Source organism: Thermomicrobium sp. CFH 73360 (genome assembly GCF_023806465.1).
GTDB lineage: Bacteria > Chloroflexota > Chloroflexia > Thermomicrobiales > Thermomicrobiaceae > Thermomicrobium.
The window spans coordinates 90,125-109,058 of record NZ_JAMSLS010000007.1 but is presented as its reverse complement, the minus strand read 5'-3'; the positions used below and the strand labels follow the sequence as shown (position 1 = coordinate 109,058).

15 protein-coding genes, 2 tRNA genes and 1 riboswitch are annotated in these 18,934 nt (G+C 61.1%); of the genes, 13 read left to right on the top strand and 4 right to left on the bottom strand.

Annotated features, from left to right (window positions below):
* Window positions 1–103: 103 nt before the first annotated feature.
* From NET03_RS11675 to NET03_RS11660, 4 genes are all read left to right on the top strand, one after another.
* Window positions 104–925: a cyclase family protein gene (locus NET03_RS11675; protein ID WP_252129100.1), complete on the top strand. Its 822-nt coding sequence runs from the start codon at window positions 104–106 to the stop codon at window positions 923–925.
* Window positions 926–927: 2 nt separating this feature from the next.
* On the top strand, window positions 928–1,917 hold the full coding sequence (locus NET03_RS11670) for a zinc-dependent alcohol dehydrogenase family protein (RefSeq protein ID WP_353655822.1): 990 nt from the start codon (window positions 928–930) through the stop codon (window positions 1,915–1,917).
* A gap of 365 nt (window positions 1,918–2,282) precedes the next feature.
* A tRNA-Thr gene (locus NET03_RS11665) sits at window positions 2,283–2,355 on the top strand.
* A gap of 6 nt (window positions 2,356–2,361) precedes the next feature.
* A tRNA-Thr gene (locus NET03_RS11660) sits at window positions 2,362–2,436 on the top strand.
* Window positions 2,437–2,925: 489 nt separating this feature from the next.
* Here the strand turns inward: NET03_RS11660 and NET03_RS11655 are convergent.
* On the bottom strand, window positions 2,926–3,132 hold the full coding sequence (locus NET03_RS11655) for a hypothetical protein (protein ID WP_252129099.1): 207 nt from the start codon (window positions 3,130–3,132) through the stop codon (window positions 2,926–2,928).
* Window positions 3,133–4,718: 1,586 nt separating this feature from the next.
* On the opposite strand from NET03_RS11655, the gene NET03_RS11650 reads away from it, so the two are divergent.
* The 4 genes from NET03_RS11650 (at window position 4,719) to NET03_RS11635 (ending at window position 9,635) form a co-directional block, all read left to right on the top strand.
* On the top strand, window positions 4,719–5,786 hold the full coding sequence (locus NET03_RS11650; protein WP_252129098.1) for a hypothetical protein: 1,068 nt from the start codon (window positions 4,719–4,721) through the stop codon (window positions 5,784–5,786).
* 474 nt (window positions 5,787–6,260) lie between these two features.
* A complete protein-coding gene (gene nadC, locus NET03_RS11645) occupies window positions 6,261–7,130 on the top strand; it encodes a carboxylating nicotinate-nucleotide diphosphorylase (protein ID WP_252129097.1) in 870 nt (289 codons plus the stop codon).
* Between the two features lie 8 nt (window positions 7,131–7,138).
* On the top strand, window positions 7,139–8,062 hold the full coding sequence (nadA, locus tag NET03_RS11640) for a quinolinate synthase NadA (protein ID WP_252129096.1): 924 nt from the start codon (window positions 7,139–7,141) through the stop codon (window positions 8,060–8,062).
* Window positions 8,063–9,224: 1,162 nt separating this feature from the next.
* Complete coding sequence (locus NET03_RS11635; protein ID WP_252129095.1) at window positions 9,225–9,635, top strand: c-type cytochrome; 411 nt, start codon at window positions 9,225–9,227, stop codon at window positions 9,633–9,635.
* 227 nt (window positions 9,636–9,862) lie between these two features.
* On the opposite strand, the gene NET03_RS11630 is transcribed toward NET03_RS11635, so the two are convergent.
* From NET03_RS11630 to NET03_RS11620, 3 genes are read right to left on the bottom strand one after another with little or no spacing between them, the layout of a single operon-like run.
* Window positions 9,863–10,927: an ABC transporter substrate-binding protein gene (locus NET03_RS11630; protein ID WP_252129094.1), complete on the bottom strand. Its 1,065-nt coding sequence runs from the start codon at window positions 10,925–10,927 to the stop codon at window positions 9,863–9,865.
* 21 nt (window positions 10,928–10,948) lie between these two features.
* Window positions 10,949–11,725 carry an ABC transporter permease gene (locus NET03_RS11625; protein ID WP_252129093.1) on the bottom strand — a complete coding sequence of 259 codons (777 nt, stop codon included), beginning with the start codon at window positions 11,723–11,725 and terminating at the stop codon, window positions 10,949–10,951.
* Window positions 11,715–12,518, bottom strand: a complete 804-nt coding sequence (locus NET03_RS11620) for an ABC transporter ATP-binding protein (protein ID WP_252129092.1) — start codon at window positions 12,516–12,518, stop codon at window positions 11,715–11,717. The genes NET03_RS11625 and NET03_RS11620 overlap by 11 nt, the downstream gene beginning before the upstream one ends.
* A 130-nt stretch (window positions 12,519–12,648) precedes the next feature.
* A riboswitch (TPP riboswitch) is annotated at window positions 12,649–12,764 on the bottom strand.
* Window positions 12,765–13,101: 337 nt separating this feature from the next.
* On the opposite strand from NET03_RS11620, the gene NET03_RS11615 reads away from it, so the two are divergent.
* The 5 genes from NET03_RS11615 to NET03_RS11595 all read left to right on the top strand — a co-directional run bounded on the left by NET03_RS11615 (window position 13,102) and on the right by NET03_RS11595 (window position 18,923).
* The gene (locus tag NET03_RS11615) at window positions 13,102–14,415 is read left to right on the top strand and encodes a hypothetical protein (RefSeq protein WP_252129091.1); all 1,314 of its coding nucleotides are present in this window, start codon (window positions 13,102–13,104) and stop codon (window positions 14,413–14,415) included.
* A 101-nt stretch (window positions 14,416–14,516) separates the two neighbouring features.
* A complete protein-coding gene (locus tag NET03_RS11610; protein ID WP_252129090.1) occupies window positions 14,517–14,939 on the top strand; it encodes a hypothetical protein in 423 nt (140 codons plus the stop codon).
* Window positions 14,923–17,937 carry an ATP-binding protein gene (locus tag NET03_RS11605; protein ID WP_252129089.1) on the top strand — a complete coding sequence of 1,005 codons (3,015 nt, stop codon included), beginning with the start codon at window positions 14,923–14,925 and terminating at the stop codon, window positions 17,935–17,937. The genes NET03_RS11610 and NET03_RS11605 overlap by 17 nt, the downstream gene beginning before the upstream one ends.
* 5 nt (window positions 17,938–17,942) lie before the next feature.
* On the top strand, window positions 17,943–18,386 hold the full coding sequence (locus NET03_RS11600) for a DUF7680 family protein (RefSeq protein WP_252129088.1): 444 nt from the start codon (window positions 17,943–17,945) through the stop codon (window positions 18,384–18,386).
* Between the two features lie 240 nt (window positions 18,387–18,626).
* A complete protein-coding gene (locus tag NET03_RS11595; protein WP_252129087.1) occupies window positions 18,627–18,923 on the top strand; it encodes a hypothetical protein in 297 nt (98 codons plus the stop codon).
* Window positions 18,924–18,934: the final 11 nt, after the last annotated feature.

Below are 18,934 nucleotides of genomic sequence, written 5' to 3'. Positions count from 1 at the left end.
CTTTTCCTTCCCCAACAGCGGTGTCGCCCTGGAGGCGGGAGGACCATGGGAACGGTTTGCCAACCGTTCCCGAAAGTGAAATCGGGGAAAGGACGTCAGACTGATGGTGGTTGATCTCGCGCGCTGCCGTGTGTTGGATCTCTCTCAAGACTGGGATATTCACACGCCGGGTTTTGCCCTTTACGAGGGCCCGACAGTCAAGTGGATCAAGCGGGTGGCGTTCGAGCGAGCTGGTGGGCAGTGGATCTCCTCGACCCTGCACGTGGGGACCCACCTGGACGCCCCGCTGCACTTTATTACTGGTGGTGAGGACATCGCCTCAATCCCCCTGAGTAAGCTGGTGGGGTGGGCGTGTATCGTCGATCTGACACGCTACGGCATTGGTGACTACGACGTTTACGGGCCGGAACACTTTGAACGGTGGGAGCAAGACACCGGAATCACCATTCAACCGGGTGACATTTTGGTGATCCATACAGGGTATCACCATTATTACCCGAGTGACTGGGCCACTGACCCTGCACTCCGGCAGCCAGACGAGACACGATATTTCATCAAACATCCGGGCCCAACGCGTGCTTTTGCAGAGTGGGTGCTCCAGCGCAAGATCGCTTGGCTGGCTGTTGACTGTGCATCGGCAGATCACCCGTTCAACACAGTGATTCGGAAAATCCGCGCAGATCTGATACCGGAGCTTGAAGCAAAACATGGGAAACGGATCGACGAACTTTTGCCGGACCGAGACTACCAAGTGATGCACTTTCACCTTTTCCCCCATGGTGTCATTCACATTGAGAACGCGGGGGGTGAAATCGACAAGGTGCTGGATCGACGCGTCATGGTGGGCTGTTTCCCATGGCGGTTTAAAGGCGGCGAGGCCGCGTTCTGCCGCTTTGTAGCCTTTGTGCCGGAGGATGAGTTGTAGCCGTGCGGGCAATGATCCTGGAACGGCCAGGACAACCGCTTGTTCTGCGCCAGCTTCCCATTCCCGAGCCTGGTCCGGGGCAGGTGCTCCTCCGTGTTCGTGCTTGTGGAGTCTGCCGTACTGATCTGCACATTGTGGATGGAGAACTGCCGAACCCGAAGCTCCCGTTAATCCTTGGACACCAAATCGTTGGGGAAGTGGTTCAGAAGGGGCCCGGTGCCGAGTGCTACCAGATTGGGCAGCGCGTTGGTGTTCCGTGGCTTGGGTGGACGTGCGGAGAGTGTCGATTTTGTCAGAGCGGGCGCGAGAACCTGTGTGATCGCGCCCGCTTCACCGGCTACACACTCGACGGGGGCTATGCTGAGTACGCAGTCGCCGACGAGCGCTATTGTTTCCCAATTCCGGATGGCTATCCTGATGAGCAAGCGGCACCCCTTCTCTGTGCTGGACTGATCGGCTACCGCGCGCTGCGCTTCGCTGCGGGGGCACGCCGACTTGGCTTTTACGGCTTTGGTGCAGCGGCTCATATCCTGACGCAAGTCGCAGTGTGGCAAGGGCGCGCCGTGTATGCCTTTACGCGCCCGGGTGATGTGGAGGGACAAGCGTTTGCTCGCTCTCTTGGTGCTGTGTGGGCTGGCGGATCTGACGAATTCCCACCTGAGCCGCTTGAGGCTGCCCTGATCTTCGCGCCAGTCGGGGCGTTGGTTCCGCAAGCGCTGCGGGCAGTGGAGAAGGGTGGCGTGGTCGTCTGCGCCGGGATCCACATGAGCAATATCCCGTCGTTCCCGTACGCGCTGCTCTGGGAAGAGCGCGTCGTCCGATCGGTCGCCAACTTGACACGGCAGGACGGCGAAGAGTTCCTCCAGCTGGCTCCGCAAGTCCCCATACGGACCCAAGTACAGCTGTATCCTTTGTCGGACGCAAATCAAGCACTCGAGGATCTCCGCACGGGACGCGTGCGGGGAGCGGCGGTGCTCGGAATCTCATGTTGAGCTCAGGGTGCTGCAGACCGTCACCCTGACGCTTCTCGGGTGGAGTAGGCAAGCACTGGTCTGCATGCTGCCGATGCGCGGCAGTCGCTTCTCCTGAGATGAGGATGGCACACGACGGAGTGATAAGAGGAGCCGGTGAGCGGCTGCCCAATAAACGTGCCTAAGGCTCGCTGAGGTGAGGCGGGTAGGAATCCTAATCGACTGGTGTTGGGGACAACTGCAGTGGCGGGGAAGTGCGCGTTCGGGGGGTGTAGTGTCGACGATACGGAAAGACCAGCGCGAGACGACTCGGGCCGGTCTACGCGGGCACACGTCTTGCACCAGTCACAGGAACTGGCTATACTGACGGGTAGTGTTAAGCCTGGGCCCACGTAGCTCAGGAGGCAGAGCACAATCTTGGTAAGATTGAGGTCCCGGGTTCGAGTCCCGGCGTGGGCTCTCAAGGCCGGTGTAGCTCAGCGGTAGAGCAGCTGTTTCGTAAACAGCAGGTCGTCGGTTCGAATCCGACCACCGGCTCCAGTCTTCCCCTCCTCGGGCTTTCGGCAGGTTGTGGTCCCTCCGCGTACGGATTGAGCTCGGACGATCGGCAACTAGCTTGAGCGCTATTCCACCTTTGGTCCCTCCGCGTCCGAATCAGGTGGAAGTTTGCCTTCGGATGTCCCCAAACAGTCTTGAGCGACATGCAAAAGGGAGGGACAGGCCACCGTACCCTTGTGACGTCGCATCTCCAATCTCAGGGTAAGGCAGAGGCCAGGCCGGGCACGCGAGTCGTATCCAGGATTCTGCCCTGAGGTACGCGTCTCGCCCGGCTCGCGGTACGTCTTTCCACGATTCCTTGTGTGTTCGAAGCGGGGGTATCACGGCGGCAAGAGGGAGCGCGTTGGGGAGCGGAGCACAGTACAGCTGGTCGAGTGCCGTTGCGCTCGTGCTCCTCGAGCTGATCATCGGCGACTGTCTGGCGCCGTCCATCCTGCGAAGTGCAACACCACGCTCAGCGACGCCAGGGCCTTACCCAAGTGCTGTGATGACACGGTCTGCAGCTCCGGTTGTGGCCAGGACTCCGCCGTCGACGATGGCCATGCCAGTTGCAACGACGCAGTCAGCTTCGAGGGGCGGAGCAATGACGTCGATCACGATGCCACCCGCAGTGACTCCAGCAGCATCACCAGGTACCAGGGTGACACCGGCTGCCTCAGCGCCGTTGGAGGTGAGCATGACACCGCTCACTCTTGATTGCCTGGTTGCGGTGCCGCCGTCGGCGCAAGTGCCAAGTGACGTCACAAATGTGGCAGTGCGTGCAAACGGGTGCATGCAACTCACTATTGCACCAAGGGACAGCGACGTCTTCAGTGCGCTTGCGCTCGTGGCTACACTTCCCGCCTGTGCTACTGCCATTGCGACGTCCAGCTGGACCATGTTGAGTCCGAGCGGCGCTGGGTTGGTGCTGAGAAGAGTGGTCAGCAAGGTGTTTGGAACCAACTGAACAGTGTCCCTACTGGCACTATAGGCGGATACTGCGGTGCGATTGAATTGCACAATCTCAATACACAGCGTGTGACACTCGATCTTGCCTTTGTGCTCGTTGAAGCCAGGTAGATGGCTTCAATGGCTTTGTTGCCGCTAGCTGTGTGTGCGGCCTGCAGAAATTCGATCGACTCAGACTTCTGGACAGGTTGTGTGACTATGAGGTGCAGTCGGGTGTGCAAGCAGAGGGCATGGGAGCATAGAGTAGCCGTGTGAATTCCGGAGATAACAATAAGGCCATTTGTGGTTCCTCTCCATTTGTGGAATGTGGAGAAGCGAGCTCAAGAGCGGGCAACCAAGATGGTCGCCGTTCGTGAACAGCCTGTCACCGATTGCAATTCGGTTGTCCTCTTCGGTGAGGGGGCATCATGATACCGCGCCTGAGGACTTCCTGAGGATCCATACCGAAACTTTGCCGTTGACGACACTTGCCTGACCACTATTTCCAGGGCTGCTCCGAACTTCGCCGCGGTGGTGGCGGAGACGTCATGATGAAGCGTCACCGTCGTGGATGTTTGAAGATCGTGCTGACCGGTCTGGGGCTGGACTCCGTGGACCGTGCGCCTCTCCGAGCCCCTGCTGCAGCATGGAGAAGCGGGTGCGTGGGACTACGGTGGTGAGACTTGTCGGTTGCAAACCTGGAGGCCGGTCCGGAATAGGGAAAAGTCCCGAACTGACCAACGAAGGAGCGTTTGCAGTGGCTGTCGCGGCACGAGCCGCTCGTTCGCTCGCCCCTTGGTTGACCTGAGCGTCGTGCCATGTAACCTGGCCAGGCTGATTGAGCAGCAGCGTCTTGTGGGTGGATGACTGCGGACGCAATCATCGGCAAATCACGACAGGTGGGCAGCATGCTCGAGCAGAGCTGAATGAGCAGAATATCCATGGTAACTCCTCACCCGATGTCGTGATGGAGTATCTCCTTCACAAAGTGGCCATCTCTCCGGGAAGAGAGCCAAACGGTATGGTGTCACGTCTTGTCCGGCACCGTCGTCTTTCCGGCTGCGCGTACACGTCTGAATGTGAAGCGAAAGCTTCGACGGTGAGGAGACACCGGAAACGCAGCGACATATACTCGCGCTGTATCGTTTGTGACCGTGCCAGCGCTGCTGTCCACCGAAGGTATGATGTCGCGTTGGCCGCAGCGGGATACAGGGAAGAAACATTCCCGAGACTCGGCGAGCGCTCCGTCGGAGTACTCTGCCCTGGCCATTTTCCTGGCCTGGCTACCACCGCTGTCACTTCTGTCCCTTTTTTCGTCGCGAACACGGCGTGTGGCGATGTGGTCACTTTTCGCGTGGCTTCATCTGCTGGCCGCTTTGACACTCTGGTTCTTGGTGGCGGGCTTAGTGGGATCGAGGCCCCCAACACAGGATCGCCTGGTTGATCTCATCTTTTTCTGGTTCTTCCTCTGGGTCATCGTCGCGGCGACGGGCGTGCTCCTCGTTCCGGTTTGGTTTCTTACTCGCCGCGGTCGGCCTCAGGCTGTCCAATTGGTTGCTGCTCGGTGTCTGGTGGTAGATGACCAGAACACGGCGCTCGAACAGCTGCGCCGCGAGTGGGATCGCCTCGGTGTGTCCTATTGTGAAGTTGGTCCTGCCCTGGTCGCTCTGTGGCCGCTCATTGAGCGAAGAGAAGAACGAGTGTCCATCGAGGGGGCAGTCGCTATCATCCCTGGGTGTGCTGAAGCAGCCGGCCTCGGCTGCGTGGCACTGCGATCCGTGCAACGTGGGTCGCGACTGGTTACGCTTCTTTGGCAACACCGCGCGCAGAAGTTTTTCGGGGCACTGGCTGAGCTTTTGGGAGCACAGATGAGTACCGCTGAATGGATACCGCTGACCAGGGAGGTTGAGGAAGCCTTGAGGATAGCAGCGACTTCCCTGGCTTCCGTTGAGCAGTTTCCTAATCGTGCGGCAGCGTTGCGCCTCATCGTCGTGGCCGCTGTGACTACCCTGCTCGCTACTCTCACCACATACCAGCTGGAGACAGAAAGCGGTGCAGTCGCAGGAGTTTTGGGTCTTTTGGGAGGATTGTACGCGTTGGTCGTCTTGGCAACGGGCTGGTGGATATATGAGCGCGAGCGTCTCCGCAGCGCTTTTCGGCTAGGGCAAAACGTGCGGTGGTCATGGAGGGATGGCTGGCAGTCGCTGCGACCCCTCGTGCTCATGGCCGTGGCACTCGCGCTGCTCTGGGTATCCGGGTTAACCCTGTTGCTTCAGCAGCTCCGAAGCCAAGGCAGCGACCTTACCGTCCGCTCGCTCACAGTCCTTGTTCTCGCTGGTGTCTTCAGCAGTGTTCTCATTGGAGCCTTTTACGGAATCTCTCAGGGACGCAAGGCTGCGCGGTGAGCGTGGCACCCTGAGAACCGATCCGCCGTTGCCAGGCGAGATAAAAGAAGATCGTTCTGCAGATGTCGACAACGTGTTTGCTCCGTTACTGGTCAACCGGGTTGTACGGTTGGTCGCGGAGGAGGGTGGGTAGTCGCGACACTGGGTTTGAGCATGCCCCGGGACTCCCCTACCGAGAAGCCCTTGCAATTGCAAGTAGTCGAGACACTGGTTTTGAGGATGCCCCACGTGGTGAGCGGGTTCGGAGTCCACTCAGTCGCCGCGTCTCGGTACACTTGATCAAACGGAGCGGCAACGGTGTTGCGGCGCCGCGAGAGACACCGTACGCCCGGACACTGCTCCCCGTGTTCGTCCGCATGAGAGCGTGTCATGGGGCTTGATCCGAGAGCGTCTCGGCTTGCGAGACTCGCATCAGCTGTTGCTACCACCGCTGAGTGGCACTCCTGAGATCTTGTGCTTGATGGGTGTACGAGAATGGGTGAGACCACGTTACCCAGAATGACCCTACGCGAGCAGATTCGCAGTTGGCTGGTAGAGGACATCGGTCACGGGGACATCACCACGTTGCTCGTCGTGGACCCCGGTACGTTTGGTGTTGCCGAGATCGTTGTGCGGGAGTCAGGTGTTCTCTGTGGCCTGCCGGTGGCAATGACGGTCTTTCAGGAACTCGATACCACTCTGTCTTGGGAGACCTGTGCTGCTGAAGGTTCTCGAATTGTGCCCGGCCAGACAGTGGCGCGGCTCACCGGGCGGCTGAGCAGCATCCTGAGTGCGGAGCGTTTGGCGCTGAATCTTCTGCAGCGCCTGTCAGGAATCGCGACGCTGACTCGTGCCTTTGTGGAGGCGGTCGAAGGAACTGGCGTGGCCATTCTCGATACCAGAAAGACGACGCCGGGCATGCGCGTCCTCGAGAAATACGCAGTCCGTGTCGGTGGCGGTCGGAATCATCGCTTTGGGCTCTTTGATGGGATCCTGATCAAGGACAACCACATCCGCGCTGCCGGTAGCGTGACCGAGGCGGTACGACGAGCCAAGGCTGCGGCCCCGCATCCGCTGGTCATCGAGGTGGAGGTCACCACGCTGGAAGAAGTCGAAGAGGCGCTCGCGGCTGGTGCTGATTGGATCCTGCTCGACAACATGGATCTGGACACGATGCGGGAGGCGGTCCGGCGGGTCGCCGGACGTGCCAAGATTGAGGCCTCAGGCGGTGTCACCCTCGAGCGGGTACGAGCTATCGCGGAGACGGGGGTGGACGCGATTTCGGTTGGTGCGCTCACGCACTCAGCGCGGGCTTTGGACTTCAGCTTGGAGATCGTTTCGATCCAGTCACGGTCATGGAGGTAGCGACAGGTATGGAGCAACAGGAACTTGTCCAGGAAATCCTGCGCCTGAAGCAAGAACGTCAGGCAGTCATCCTGGCCCACAGCTATCAGCGGCCGGAAGTGCAAGATATCGCTGACTTCGTTGGCGACTCGTTGGGGCTCTCGCGTGAAGCAACACGGACCGATGCGCGCGTCATCGTCTTTTGTGGCGTGCACTTTATGGCTGAGACTGCCGCCATCTTAAACCCGGAGAAGACGGTGCTCTTGCCAGACTTGGAGGCAGGATGCTCGTTGGCCGAGACGATCACTCCCGAGGATGTCCGTGCCTGGCGCGAGCAGCACCCGGATGGGATTGTCGTGGCCTACGTCAATACTAGCGCGGCCGTCAAGGCGCTGGCTGATATCTGCTGCACGAGCGCCAACGCGGTCGAGGTCGTGGCGAGCCTGCCGGCAGACCGACCCATCTTCTTCATCCCCGATATGTTTCTCGGCGCACATGTCGAACGGCTGACCGGGCGAAAACTGCATGTGTGGCTGGGCGAGTGCCATGTGCATGCGGGGATTCGGAGCGAGGATCTTGAAGCCCAGCTGGCAGCACATCCAGATGCTGAATTTCTCATCCATCCTGAGTGCGGTTGTAGCTCAACCTGTATCTTCCTGCGGCCAGATGCCAAGTTGCTTTCGACCGAGGGGATGGTTCGCTACGCCGCCCAGGCGCCGGCGCAGGAGTTCGTGGTGGCAACCGAGGTCGGGATCCTGCACCGGCTATACAAGAAGGCACCTGGCAAGCGGTTCATCCCGGTGCGGGAGGATGCGGTGTGCCAGTACATGAAGCGTGTGACACTCGAGAAAGTCTACGAGTCGCTGCGTGACTTCAAGCATGTTATCACCGTGCCGGAAGAGATTGCGCAGCCGGCCCGCCGGGCGCTCGAGGCGATGCTCGCTCTGGGGTGAGCGATGGCGCGGGGTGTGTGCTCATCATTGCTCCTTGTTCGCGCTCGACGTAGTTCGGCATCACGGGCTCGGCAGTTTCGCTGAGAAATCGACAGACTGTCCGAGCACAAGCGTGAGCAGTCAACATGACAACGAGCTCGCTCTACGACGATCGGCGAGGCTCGGGTGTCAGTTGCACAGAGAGACACGTCGAGATTCTCTCGATAGAAGAGGAGCGGATGCCAGGAGATGACCGAGCCACGATCTCACATCGCTTGAGATTGCTTTCTCGCCGGCACGAGAGAGCGCGGTGAGCGTGGCGGCTTGCCGAGAGTCCGTCCCGGTGAGCTGACGGTATCGCGTCCGTGGCGGTCCCGAGCTCGTCAAGAAGCGGCACACGTCCGTCCCGGTGAGCTGACGGTATTGCGTGCTGTCGAGGAGCTGTGGTGGATCACACTCTTTTGGTCCGGTCGTGCAACGTGCATCTATAGCGCCCTCTTTGACCTCTCCTTAGCCAGTGCTGTGTGGCCTTCTCTCGGACGATGCGGTCGGTCCAAGGGGTCTTCGCCGCAGCCCCGTGTGCCGGAGATGAGCGGTGACTGTTTGCCGCACGGTGGATGAGGAGAATGCCAAAGAAATCCCGATGGACAACTGCACCACGATCGCTATCCTCTAGATAGTAAATGTGAGGCTGGGTTGTCGATGCCTCGCTGGGGTGTGGTTATCCACAGAGTACTTCGTCTGTTGGCAAGCGGCCTACTTCTCGGCGCCCTTCTCGGTGTGACACAGCCGGTCATCGTTTGTCAGTGCGGTGCCGAGACACCTCACACGCATTCTGCGTGGGGATTCGATCCCCACCACCATCATCATGCTGTCGACGTGGTGTCTGGTCGCGACGTCTCGCCGGATGACGAGGTCGCTCTGACAGCTGGAGACGAACGCGTCTCGGCTCAGGCACTGGTAGCGTGCATTGATTCAGCACACCGCGAACTCGCTGAATTTTGTGCTCTCTCCCCGCATCCGTGGTGCGTCAGCTGGGCGGAGGGAAGGAGCGATTCTCCTGATCCACCGCCACCGCGTGGTCTCGTGTGAGACACGTTTTGTTGTGCCATGAGGGTCGGTGATCGAGGGGCACAGAGGTGCTCCACGTCACGTTGAGGGTTGCGTTCGGAGGGAGAGGGTCGTGTCGCGTGTTCTGCTGGTCCTTCTCGTCGTGGTCTCTCTCGGTGCTTTCGCTGCCTGTCGGCAAGAGGAGCAAAAGGCAGCGCCGCCGAATGTGAATGCAGAGCTTGCCCAGCGAGGGAAGGAACTCTTCGGTAAGTACGCCTGCAACACCTGCCACAGTACGACCGGCCAAGCGGGAATTGGCCCGGCACTCAATGGGATCTACGGGAAGCAAGTCAAGCTGGACGATGGCTCGACGGTGACAAGGGACGACGCGTACCTCCGCGAGTCGATCCTGAACCCTGATGCGAAAATCGTCGCAGGGTATCCCAAGGGTTCGATGGCCAATTTCATCCAACCGTATCTCCCCGAGCTCCAGAAGGAGGAGAACCTCTCCGCGCTCGTGGAGTACATCAAGAGTTTGCAGTAATCCGACCCGTTCCCTGCAGTTGCTGGGGCTGGGCCGGCTCGGCTCGGCCCCAGCCCTGCCGACGGCTTGGATGAGACGGAACGATGCAGATTGTGCTGACGAGCCGTCTAGCCGAGTGTGCGCACTGGGGATCTTGGGCCGGCACCAAGCCGGAGGAGCGAGCACCGACGGTCAAAAACTGCGCCAGCGGTGAGTGTGTTGCCCAATGGGCAGGTAGCCCGCGGGACTCATCGTGCCGCTTCCACGAAGCGATTGGTGAACGCTGCATTGGGGTCGACCTCGGCGCTCAGCAGGCCGCGCTGCTGCATCCAAGCCGCATAGTCGGTCCAGCGCTTCGCTTCCTGCCAGCCGAAGATTGGAACCCCCTCTGTCCAGAGCGGGGCAAGCCGCCGGATCCCTTCTTCTTCTAACGGGCGGTTGGTATCGGGGTACTCCCGGACGAGGAGGTCCACCGCGGCGACGAGGTCCGCCTGCGCGTCCTGGTATCCACGGATCATCGCGCGGACAAAGCGCTGCACGCGCTCCGCGTGGTCCCGCAGTTCCTGCTCGCTTGTGACCATCACGAGTTCGTAGAAGTCTGGGACACCCCACTGCTCAACACGCAGAATAACCGGCCGTTCTCCTTGCTGCTCGATGAGGATCGACTCGTGTACCCAATAGGCTCCGATGACCGCATCAACGTGCCGACTGAGAAGGGCGCGGACGAGCTCGAAGCCGACATTGACGAGTGTGACGTCGTCTAATCGTGCGCCGTCAAATTCGAGCATGGTTGCGAGTAAGGCCTCGTCGCTGGGCAACCCAGGATACCCAACCTTTTTCCCGGCGAGATCGCGAGGGCGACTGATCCCACTCCCTTCGAGTGCCATAACGGAATTGAGAGGATGTTGCACCAACGCGGCGATCGAGACGACCGGGATCCCTTCGGCTCGTGCTAGGAGCACGTCCGTCTGATAGCTAATACCGAACGTGTTTCTGCCCGTGGCGACCAACTTCAATACGTCCTCCGGGTTCGCTGGAACTTGCAATGTCACATCCAGTCCGACGTCATGGAAATGCCCGCGTTCGCGTGCCATGAGAAGCCCAGTATGGTTCGACCACGGGTACCAATCCAGTGCGACGCTGACGGCTTCGCGCGGGGTGGTGACTGGCGTGGTCGCACCCGGAGACGTTCCGCTGGCGGTCGGTGATGCCGGCGCCGCAGTTGGCGAAGGTGCTTGGCGGCAAGCGCCGATGAAAGCAAGACCGGCGAGTCCAAGGAAGGCTCGCCGCGTCATCGTTTGCGCGGGAACCATCCTCAATTCCTCCTCTCCTTCTCACGTTTCCGTTCTCGCTGGCCTGCGCCAGGGAAGCGCGAAGCGCTCAACCACACTCACGAACCCGAAAAGACCGATGCTGACGACAGCGCTCACGAGCACAGCCGCAAAAACGCGATCGGTGTAAAACTGCGAGGCAGCACGAATCATCAAATAGCCGAGTCCTGCCGATGAGCCGACCCATTCACCGATCAAGGCGCCAATGACACTGACCGCTGCGGCGACGCGGAGACCGGAAAAGAAAGCCGGTAGTGCGCCCGGAATGCGGACCACGCGGAGCGTCTGCCAGGATGTCCCTCCAAAACTCCGCACGAGATCGACAAATTCCGGATCGACGCCACGTAACCCATCCACCAAGTTCACGGCAATCGGGAAAAAGCAGACCAGAACTACCACGATCACCTTGGGAGTGAGGCCGTAGCCGAACCAAATGAGGAGGATCGGCGCAAGTGCGACGATCGGCACGGCCTGCGAGGCGATGACGAATGGGTAGACCGAGCGTTCGACGAGTCGGGAGCTGACAATGCCGATGGCGAGCACGATGGCGAGCAGCACAGAGAAGGCGAGTCCCAACCCGACCTCCTCCAGAGTCACTGTGAGGTGGTGCAGGAGGAGTCGCTGATCGCGGATCAGCGCTTGCACCACTGCACTCGGCGGGGGAAGGACCCAGCGTGGTACCTGCAAGACGGGGATGGCAAGTTCCCAAACCAACAGCACTGCGGCGAGGATGAGGAGGGGTACGATGCGGTCACGAGCAAGCAAGCGGTCACGTGCCATCGAGCGGTACCTCCAGGGTGGAGCGGGCTCGAAGCTCGGCCAGGATCTCGGCCTTGAGTCGCACGAAACGAGGGTCGGTGACGATCTCATAGGGACGTGGACGCGGGAGATCGACCATGATTTCGCGCACGATCCTGCCGGGGCGTGGACTGAGTACCAGCACGCGATCACTCAGGAAGAGCGCCTCCTCGACGTCGTGGGTGACGAGGATCACTGTGCGATCCAACTCTTCCCAGAGGGTGAGGAGCCACTCCTGCAGACTTGCCCGCGTGAGCGCGTCGAGTGCACCGAACGGTTCATCCAAGAGGATGAGCGGTCGGTCAGCCAGGAGCGTGCGCAAAAAGGCGACGCGCTGACGCATGCCGCCTGAGAGCTGTGCGGGGTAGGCGCGTGTGAACTCCGCGAGTCCAAAACGCTCAAGCCAAGGACGGGCACGTGCCGCCGCTTCCCGACGGGGTATGCCGCGGAGTTCCAGCGGCAAGATGGCGTTGTCAAGGACGGTCCGCCAGGGGAGAAGGAGATCGCGCTGATGCATGTAAGCGACGCGACCGAGTCGCTCCGGTGCGGGTTCGCCGTCGAGCCAGACCTCGCCGCTGGTCGGTTGCTCGATGCCGGCGATCACGTTGAGCAGCGTGCTTTTGCCGCATCCCGAGGGGCCGACGAGACCAACGAATTCCCGGTCGGAAACGCGGAGATCGAGTGGTCCGAGCACGGTGAGTGCCTGCCGCCCGCGGTAGAAGGTCTTGGTGACGTGGCGGAGCTCGACCCGCCAGGGGAGAGGACCACTCGTCACCGGCGTCCTCCTGCCGCGCGTCGCTGATGTGCGTCTCGCCAGGAGGAGAGGTTCTGCGTGGAGGGCGGACAGGCACCCCGGTTCAGTTGGTGAAGCGAAAGGGAGGTGAGATCAGACAGGGTAAGAGTGGCGGTGAGCACACCGGCCTTCCCTCCGCTGGCATTACCCAGGTCAGGTTCCACGGTCGGTGGCAGATGGTTGGGCCACCCTCTCAGCCCGGCTCCCCGAGCTCCCGCGGCCGTCTCCTCTTTTCTCGGACGGGACGGTAGCAAAAGCGGTGAGTGTTGTCAAGCGAAGCACGTGGGTTTGAGGCCTCGTCTGGCTTCGGTGCCGGAGTGGGGCGCAGCGTCACGCGAGATTGCCCCTTCCCACGAGCACGTTCCACCAAGTGGCAGCGGCGCTGAGCATTGAGACGCCCTGGCTCCTTCCAAGCGATGGTTGGTTGCAAACCGTTGGTCCGCTCCCGTGATCGGGCGATCGTGGGTCGGTGGCACTGTCCGGGAGCTGCCGTCGACGTGGGAACACCTCTATTCCCGTGCCGTGCTCAAAGTAGGGACGGGAGATTCACTAAGGGGGTGTAGCAATGCGGCGACTCTCGCTGTTCCTCGCGATGCTTCTTGCTGTTGCTGTCCAAGGGATCGCGCCGGTGCAGGCGCAGCAGGTGGAGTTTGGGCACTACGAGTTCCGGAAGACGTGGGAACGCACTGATCTCCCGGTGCAGGCCGGACGAGCAGCGCGGACCTGGATGTGGGGGCCAGGACCGTTCACTCCGGCGCTCTGGGAGCGCTATGTGGAGGCCGAAGATGGGGCACGCTCCGTCCAGTACTTTGACAAGACGCGGATGGAGCTGAACGAGCATGAGCCGTACGACTCGCCATGGCGGGTCACGAATGGGCTCTTGGCCAAGGAACTGGTCACTGGACGGCGGCAATATGGGGACAACACATTCCAAGACTACGGCCCGGCCCAGATCCCGGTGGCTGGTGATCCAGACGATCCAGATGCGCCGACCTACGCAAGCTTCAGTGCCCTCCTGAGCGCTCCTCCCGTTCCGACTGGACAGGTCATCACGGCCACCATCGATCGGAACGGCTCAGTTGGACAGGATCCCGCGTTGGCTCGCTATCGGGTGACTGCTGCGGTTCTGGTCCCGGAGACCCAACACACGGTCGCCTCACCGTTCTGGGCGTTCATGAACAGCCGCGGGCTGATCGCGGAGTACGGGCTCTTCCGCGAGGGGCCGCTTTTCCCCAATCCCTTCTACGCAACGGGTTTCCCGATCACCGAAGCCTATTGGACGACGGTCCGGGTGGGTGGTCAGCCAAAGCAGGTCCTCGTTCAAGTGTTCGAGCGGCGGGTTCTGACCTACACGCCCGATAATCCCCCCGGATGGCAAGTGGAGGCGGGGAATGTGGGGCAGCACTACTATCGCTGGCGCTACGAACTTGCGCCCGATCGGGGGAGCCGCAACAACCCAATTCCGCGTGGAGAGTCGGCGATTCTCTACGGCAACTGGGAGGTGCGCGTCGTCGGGGTGATCCCGAACGCCACGGAGCTCGTCCTGCGCGAGAATATGTTCAACGAACCGCCGGCTGCAGGACATCAGTTCTTCATCGCAACGGTCGAAGCGACGTATCGCGGTCAGGGCTCGGCGCGCTTTGACGGGAGCTTCCGCCTGCGTGCGGTCGGTCCGGCGAACGTCTCCTACAGCACGTTCGAGCACAGCTGTGGAGTGATCCCGGACGAAATTAGCGACCGCGAGGTATTTACCGGCGGAACAATCCGCGGCAACGTCTGTTGGGAGGTACTCTCGTCGGATGCAGCAGGTCTTCTGATGTATGATGACCCGTTCCTGGCTGACCGGTATGTCACGACGTTCTTCCGCCTGACTCCCTGAGGTCTGCAGCGAAGAATGGATCACAGTGGAGCCGGAGCGGTTCTGCGCGAAGGTGGTCAGGAGAACACGAGGAGGACTGCTTTGACCGGGAGTTCTCTCGGGTGCAGATGGGAATGAAAGAGTGGGGTTGTTCAAAGCTCCTGCGGCCGTGCGCTGCGTGTGATCACTCGGCGCAGGCTGCTGGTCACCCGGTCAGCAAGGGGCTCCTCCAACTGGTGTCTTGGGCCGAGCGTGTGGGAGAGGGAGTGCGGCGCGGGCGAACTCGCACCGCGTTGAGACGCACCGAGCCTGTGCGCCTTGGTTCGGAAAAGATCCTGAGCGGCTCAATCGTGCGACCGGGAACGACTCAAGGACGGCAGTGGGGCGTCCTTGTGCTCGATGGCCTGGTCGTCGTATATGCTGTCTTTACCAAGCTCGGTGCTCTCGTGGCGAACTCCATGCTGGCCGCGGACTCAGTGGTCAGTGGCGGTGGGAAGCGATGGTCGACAAGGCGGGAGTGGGAGTGCGATGCGAACGATCTTTGAGGCCTGTGTCCCACGGCCGGAAGTGCTCAGCGGCGAGCTCCGTGACGACTTGTTTGCCGCGAGTCTGGCAAGCGTGGTTCTGGGGACGGCCGAACCGGTGTACCAAGACCCGGAACGTTTCTTCAGCCAGACGTATCCAACGATGCAGCTACGAACCTTTTTGCGCGAGGCACTCGGTCGCCTGACCGGGAGCGATCCATCTGCCAATGGCGTCCTCCTCCTTGAGACGCCGTTCGGTGGCGGGAAGACGCACGCGCTTATTGCCCTCTACCATGCCGCGCGTGGTGAGCGAGCGGCAGCCCGGGTTGTCGGTGAGATGCCGTTGCCAGAACGCGGTTCGGTCAGCGTGGCTGCGGTCGTGGGCACCGATCTTGATCCCACCCAGGGGGTGCCACATCCCGAGGTGACGACGTATACGCTCTGGGGAGAACTTGCTTACCAGCTTGGAGGCCCAAAAGCGTATCGCCTGGTGGAGGAGTCTGACCACCGCACGAAGGCAGCGCCAGGTCGAGCGACGCTTGAGCAATTGTTTGGTGAGCGACCGGTCCTCATCCTTCTGGATGAGCTGGCACGCTATGTCGTCGTGGCCGAGGCAGTCCCAACTGCAACCGGGAAGGGGACGCTGGCCGACCAGACGATCGCTTTCTTGCATGCATTGCTCGAGTTTGCGGCAGCACGGCGGAATGTCTTAGTCGTGCTCACCATGGCGTCCTCGACCGATGCCTTTGCCGAAGGGACCGAACGGCTCCGTGAAGCGCTTTCGGTGATTGCCCGAAGTGCGCGGTTGTTGACCCCGGCCGAGCCGGAAGAGATCCCCGCTATCGTGGTCCATCGTCTTTTCGAATACGTTGACCAGAGAGCGGCCGAGGAGGTGGCGCAGGCCTATCTCGAGGCCTTGCGTCGATGGGATGGGCAAAAGGTGTCGTTGCCGCCAGCGGTCACGATGGCGGAGTATGCCGAGCGCATTGCGCGCAGTTATCCCTTCCATCCGGAGCTTGTCCAGGTCCTAGATACCCGGGTCGGTTCGATCCCGAACTTTCAGCGGACTCGTGGTGCCCTGCGACTTCTGGCGCGCGTGGTGCGGCGCCTCTGGAACCGGAAGCCACCACATCTGTGGCTGATCCATCCGGCTGACGTCGATCTGGGTGATCCGGACATCTTGGAAGACTTGACCAACCGCCTGGATCGGCCGGCTTTCAAGCAGGTTGCGGAAGCGGATATCGCTTCCCGTGATCCCAAGGCACCGTCCCACGCCGAGGCGATTGATTTGGCATATGGCGACTTGCGTCCAGCCCAACGTCTGGCGACCACGATCTTCCTGCACTCCTTGGCGAGCGCCGGCGTCGTCGGGATCGACCCGCCCTCGCTTCTTGCTGCAACGCTGCGTCCTAATGACCAACCCGACACGCTTGCCCGCGTGCTCGACGAACTGCGGCGGCAGTGCTGGTTCTTGGCCACGGACGAGGGGCATCATCGATATTGGTTTGCCACTGAGCCGCAGCTCCAGAAGATCATTGACGAAGAGCGAGCGCGTGTTCCTGTCACGCAGGCAAAAGAGTTCATCTGCCAACGGATTGAGGCGATCTTCAAGCCGAGCGTGCTTAAGCCGGAGTTCTTTCCGAGCGACCCGGCCGAGCTCCCGGATGACGCCGACCAACCGAGACTGGTGATCCTTCACTTCGATGCGGTAACGACGACGGCAGACGAAGAGACAGTGCCGGAGCTCGTGCGGCGGCTGTTCGAACAGGCGGGACAGAACAGCTTCCGTACCTACCGTAACAACGTGGTCTTCCTTGTGGCGGATGGAGGAGCTGTTGGCACGGCTGTGGAACGGGCGCGAACGGTGCTCGCATTGGACCGGCTGCTCGCGAGGCGAGACCCGTTACTTAGCGAACAGAAACAGCAAGAGTTGAAGACACGAAGGGGCGACGAGGAGCTCCAACTACGGATAGCGATCCTGCGTGCTTACCGCTTTCTGTATTACCCGCAGGGGGATGCGGCGATTAACAGCGTACCGCTCCAACGGGAGATGCTGCCCATCCGCGATCAAGGGACGGTCGAAAAGAACCAGACCACGGTTATTGAGGAGCGATTACGAGAACTCGAGAAAATTCGGCACGCCGAGGCTGGCAAAGGCCTTCCCGCTCCTGCCTTGGTGCAGCAGCGTGCGTTTGGGAAGCAGGAGTACCTTTCCACCGTTGAGCTGCGACGCGCCTTCGCTCGCTACACTGGTCTGCCCATCCTCGCGGACGCGGCAAATGCGCTGCGCGAGATCATCCGATTGGGAATCCGGGCTGACGTCTGGGTCTATTATGATGCGGCCGCGAGGGAAGCGTACGATGCACATTCTGGCCGAGAACCCAGCATCCGGCTGGCGGATGATACGTTCGTCTATACCCCAGAAGCGGCGGAACGGGCTGGTCTCCCCGTCGTCCGTCCCGGGAAAAGTCCCGCCCCAGTGGTTACCCAGTACTGTCCTGTCTGTGGCGAGCCGACAGAGCAGTGTCGCTGTGCTGAAGAAGTTCGGCCACGACCGGAGCAGCAAATCGAGGAATGGATCAAGCGTGAAGGCACTGTCGGTCAAGTCTTTGTGGGTCTCCTGGATGAGATTCGTGATCGGCAGTTGACGCTCCTCGCGAATCTCACGCTGCACCTTGAGACCGCGGAGGCGAGTGAGGTGCGGGCCTTTGGGCTCTGGGTCGATCAGCTCCGTTCCTTGGGGCAACTAGAGCCGAAGCTTGAAGCGTCCTTGACGGCCACACTCGGGCAGGGTGGTGAGCTTGACCTGACCTTCACTGGTCCGCCTGAGCAATACCTGCGCTATCGGAGCCTCTTCGAAGCACCACTCTCCGACGCTCGGCACCTGTCTGCCCGCTTCCAGCTTCGCTATGAACAACTCACCGTTGTGGAAACCCAGCAGCTGGTCCGGTGTGGTGAAGGCGAACTGGCTGCCGCGTTAGGGAAAGTGCTGCTCACGGCGCAAGGGTATCGGGAGTAAACCACATGACGGGGAACTGTACGGGACGCTGGTTTGAGCTCACCGTGCGACAACGAGCAACGAGGCGCGAGGTGGTCTTATGGCAGGTGGAGCAGCGGGCGGCGGACGGGCGTGCCCGTCGGCGGCTCAAGCGTCAGCGGGTGGGATCCCTCTCTGGCCGAGCGCTGACCGTTGCCGAGAACGATCTCCGGTACTGGCTCGGTCGGGCTGAGGTGCAGGAACTGGAGCGCAACGGACGGGTGCAACTGCCCGATGCACTGGGAGCGCGCTTCGGTGTGCTCTTCCTGACACTGCGGCCTCTGCGTCGGGTAGAGCGGATGGTGCGGCTGATTGAAGGGGTGCGGCAGCTGGCGGATGAGGAGACGTACTACTGGTACGCCCAATGCACCAGGCCAGGTCGCGCGCGCCGCGGACGCCGCGCACTACGGATCCTGCTGGCCGGCGAGTGAGAGCAGCGCAGCGTGAGAGGGTTGGACGCGGACTCAGGGACGGACTCTCCGGAGAGCTCGATGCCAATGAGTGCACAAGACCACTCCTCTCAGGATGGTCCTCAGCCAACGATACGATGCATGAACTGCGGCGCGCCTCTTTCTCCAGCCCACAGTGCGTGTCCCGAGTGCGGCTCGGGGCATCAGCAGATCTCTGTCTCGGACAGCGTGACGCTGGATCTGAAGGCGCGGGTGGTCCTGATGCAGTGGAAGCCAGGCCGGGACAAGCCGTATCGTGAGGTTCGATCTGGAGAGAGTTGCTTCCAGAAGACCGGGGAGTGGCACAGAATCCATCGGATCATTGACCGGGAGAACGACTGGTACTTTGAGCATATCGAGGATGAGCATGGGACTGTGGTGCGGCATTGTGAGGAGCCGCTGACACAGCACCGGGGGCACGGCTCGGCAAAGAAGAAGCTGCCGCAGGTTGCGGACCGTGGCGATCAGTTGTCAACTGGGATCGATCCGACCGCGCCGGACACCGAGGAGGGGCCTTAGAGGAACCGAAG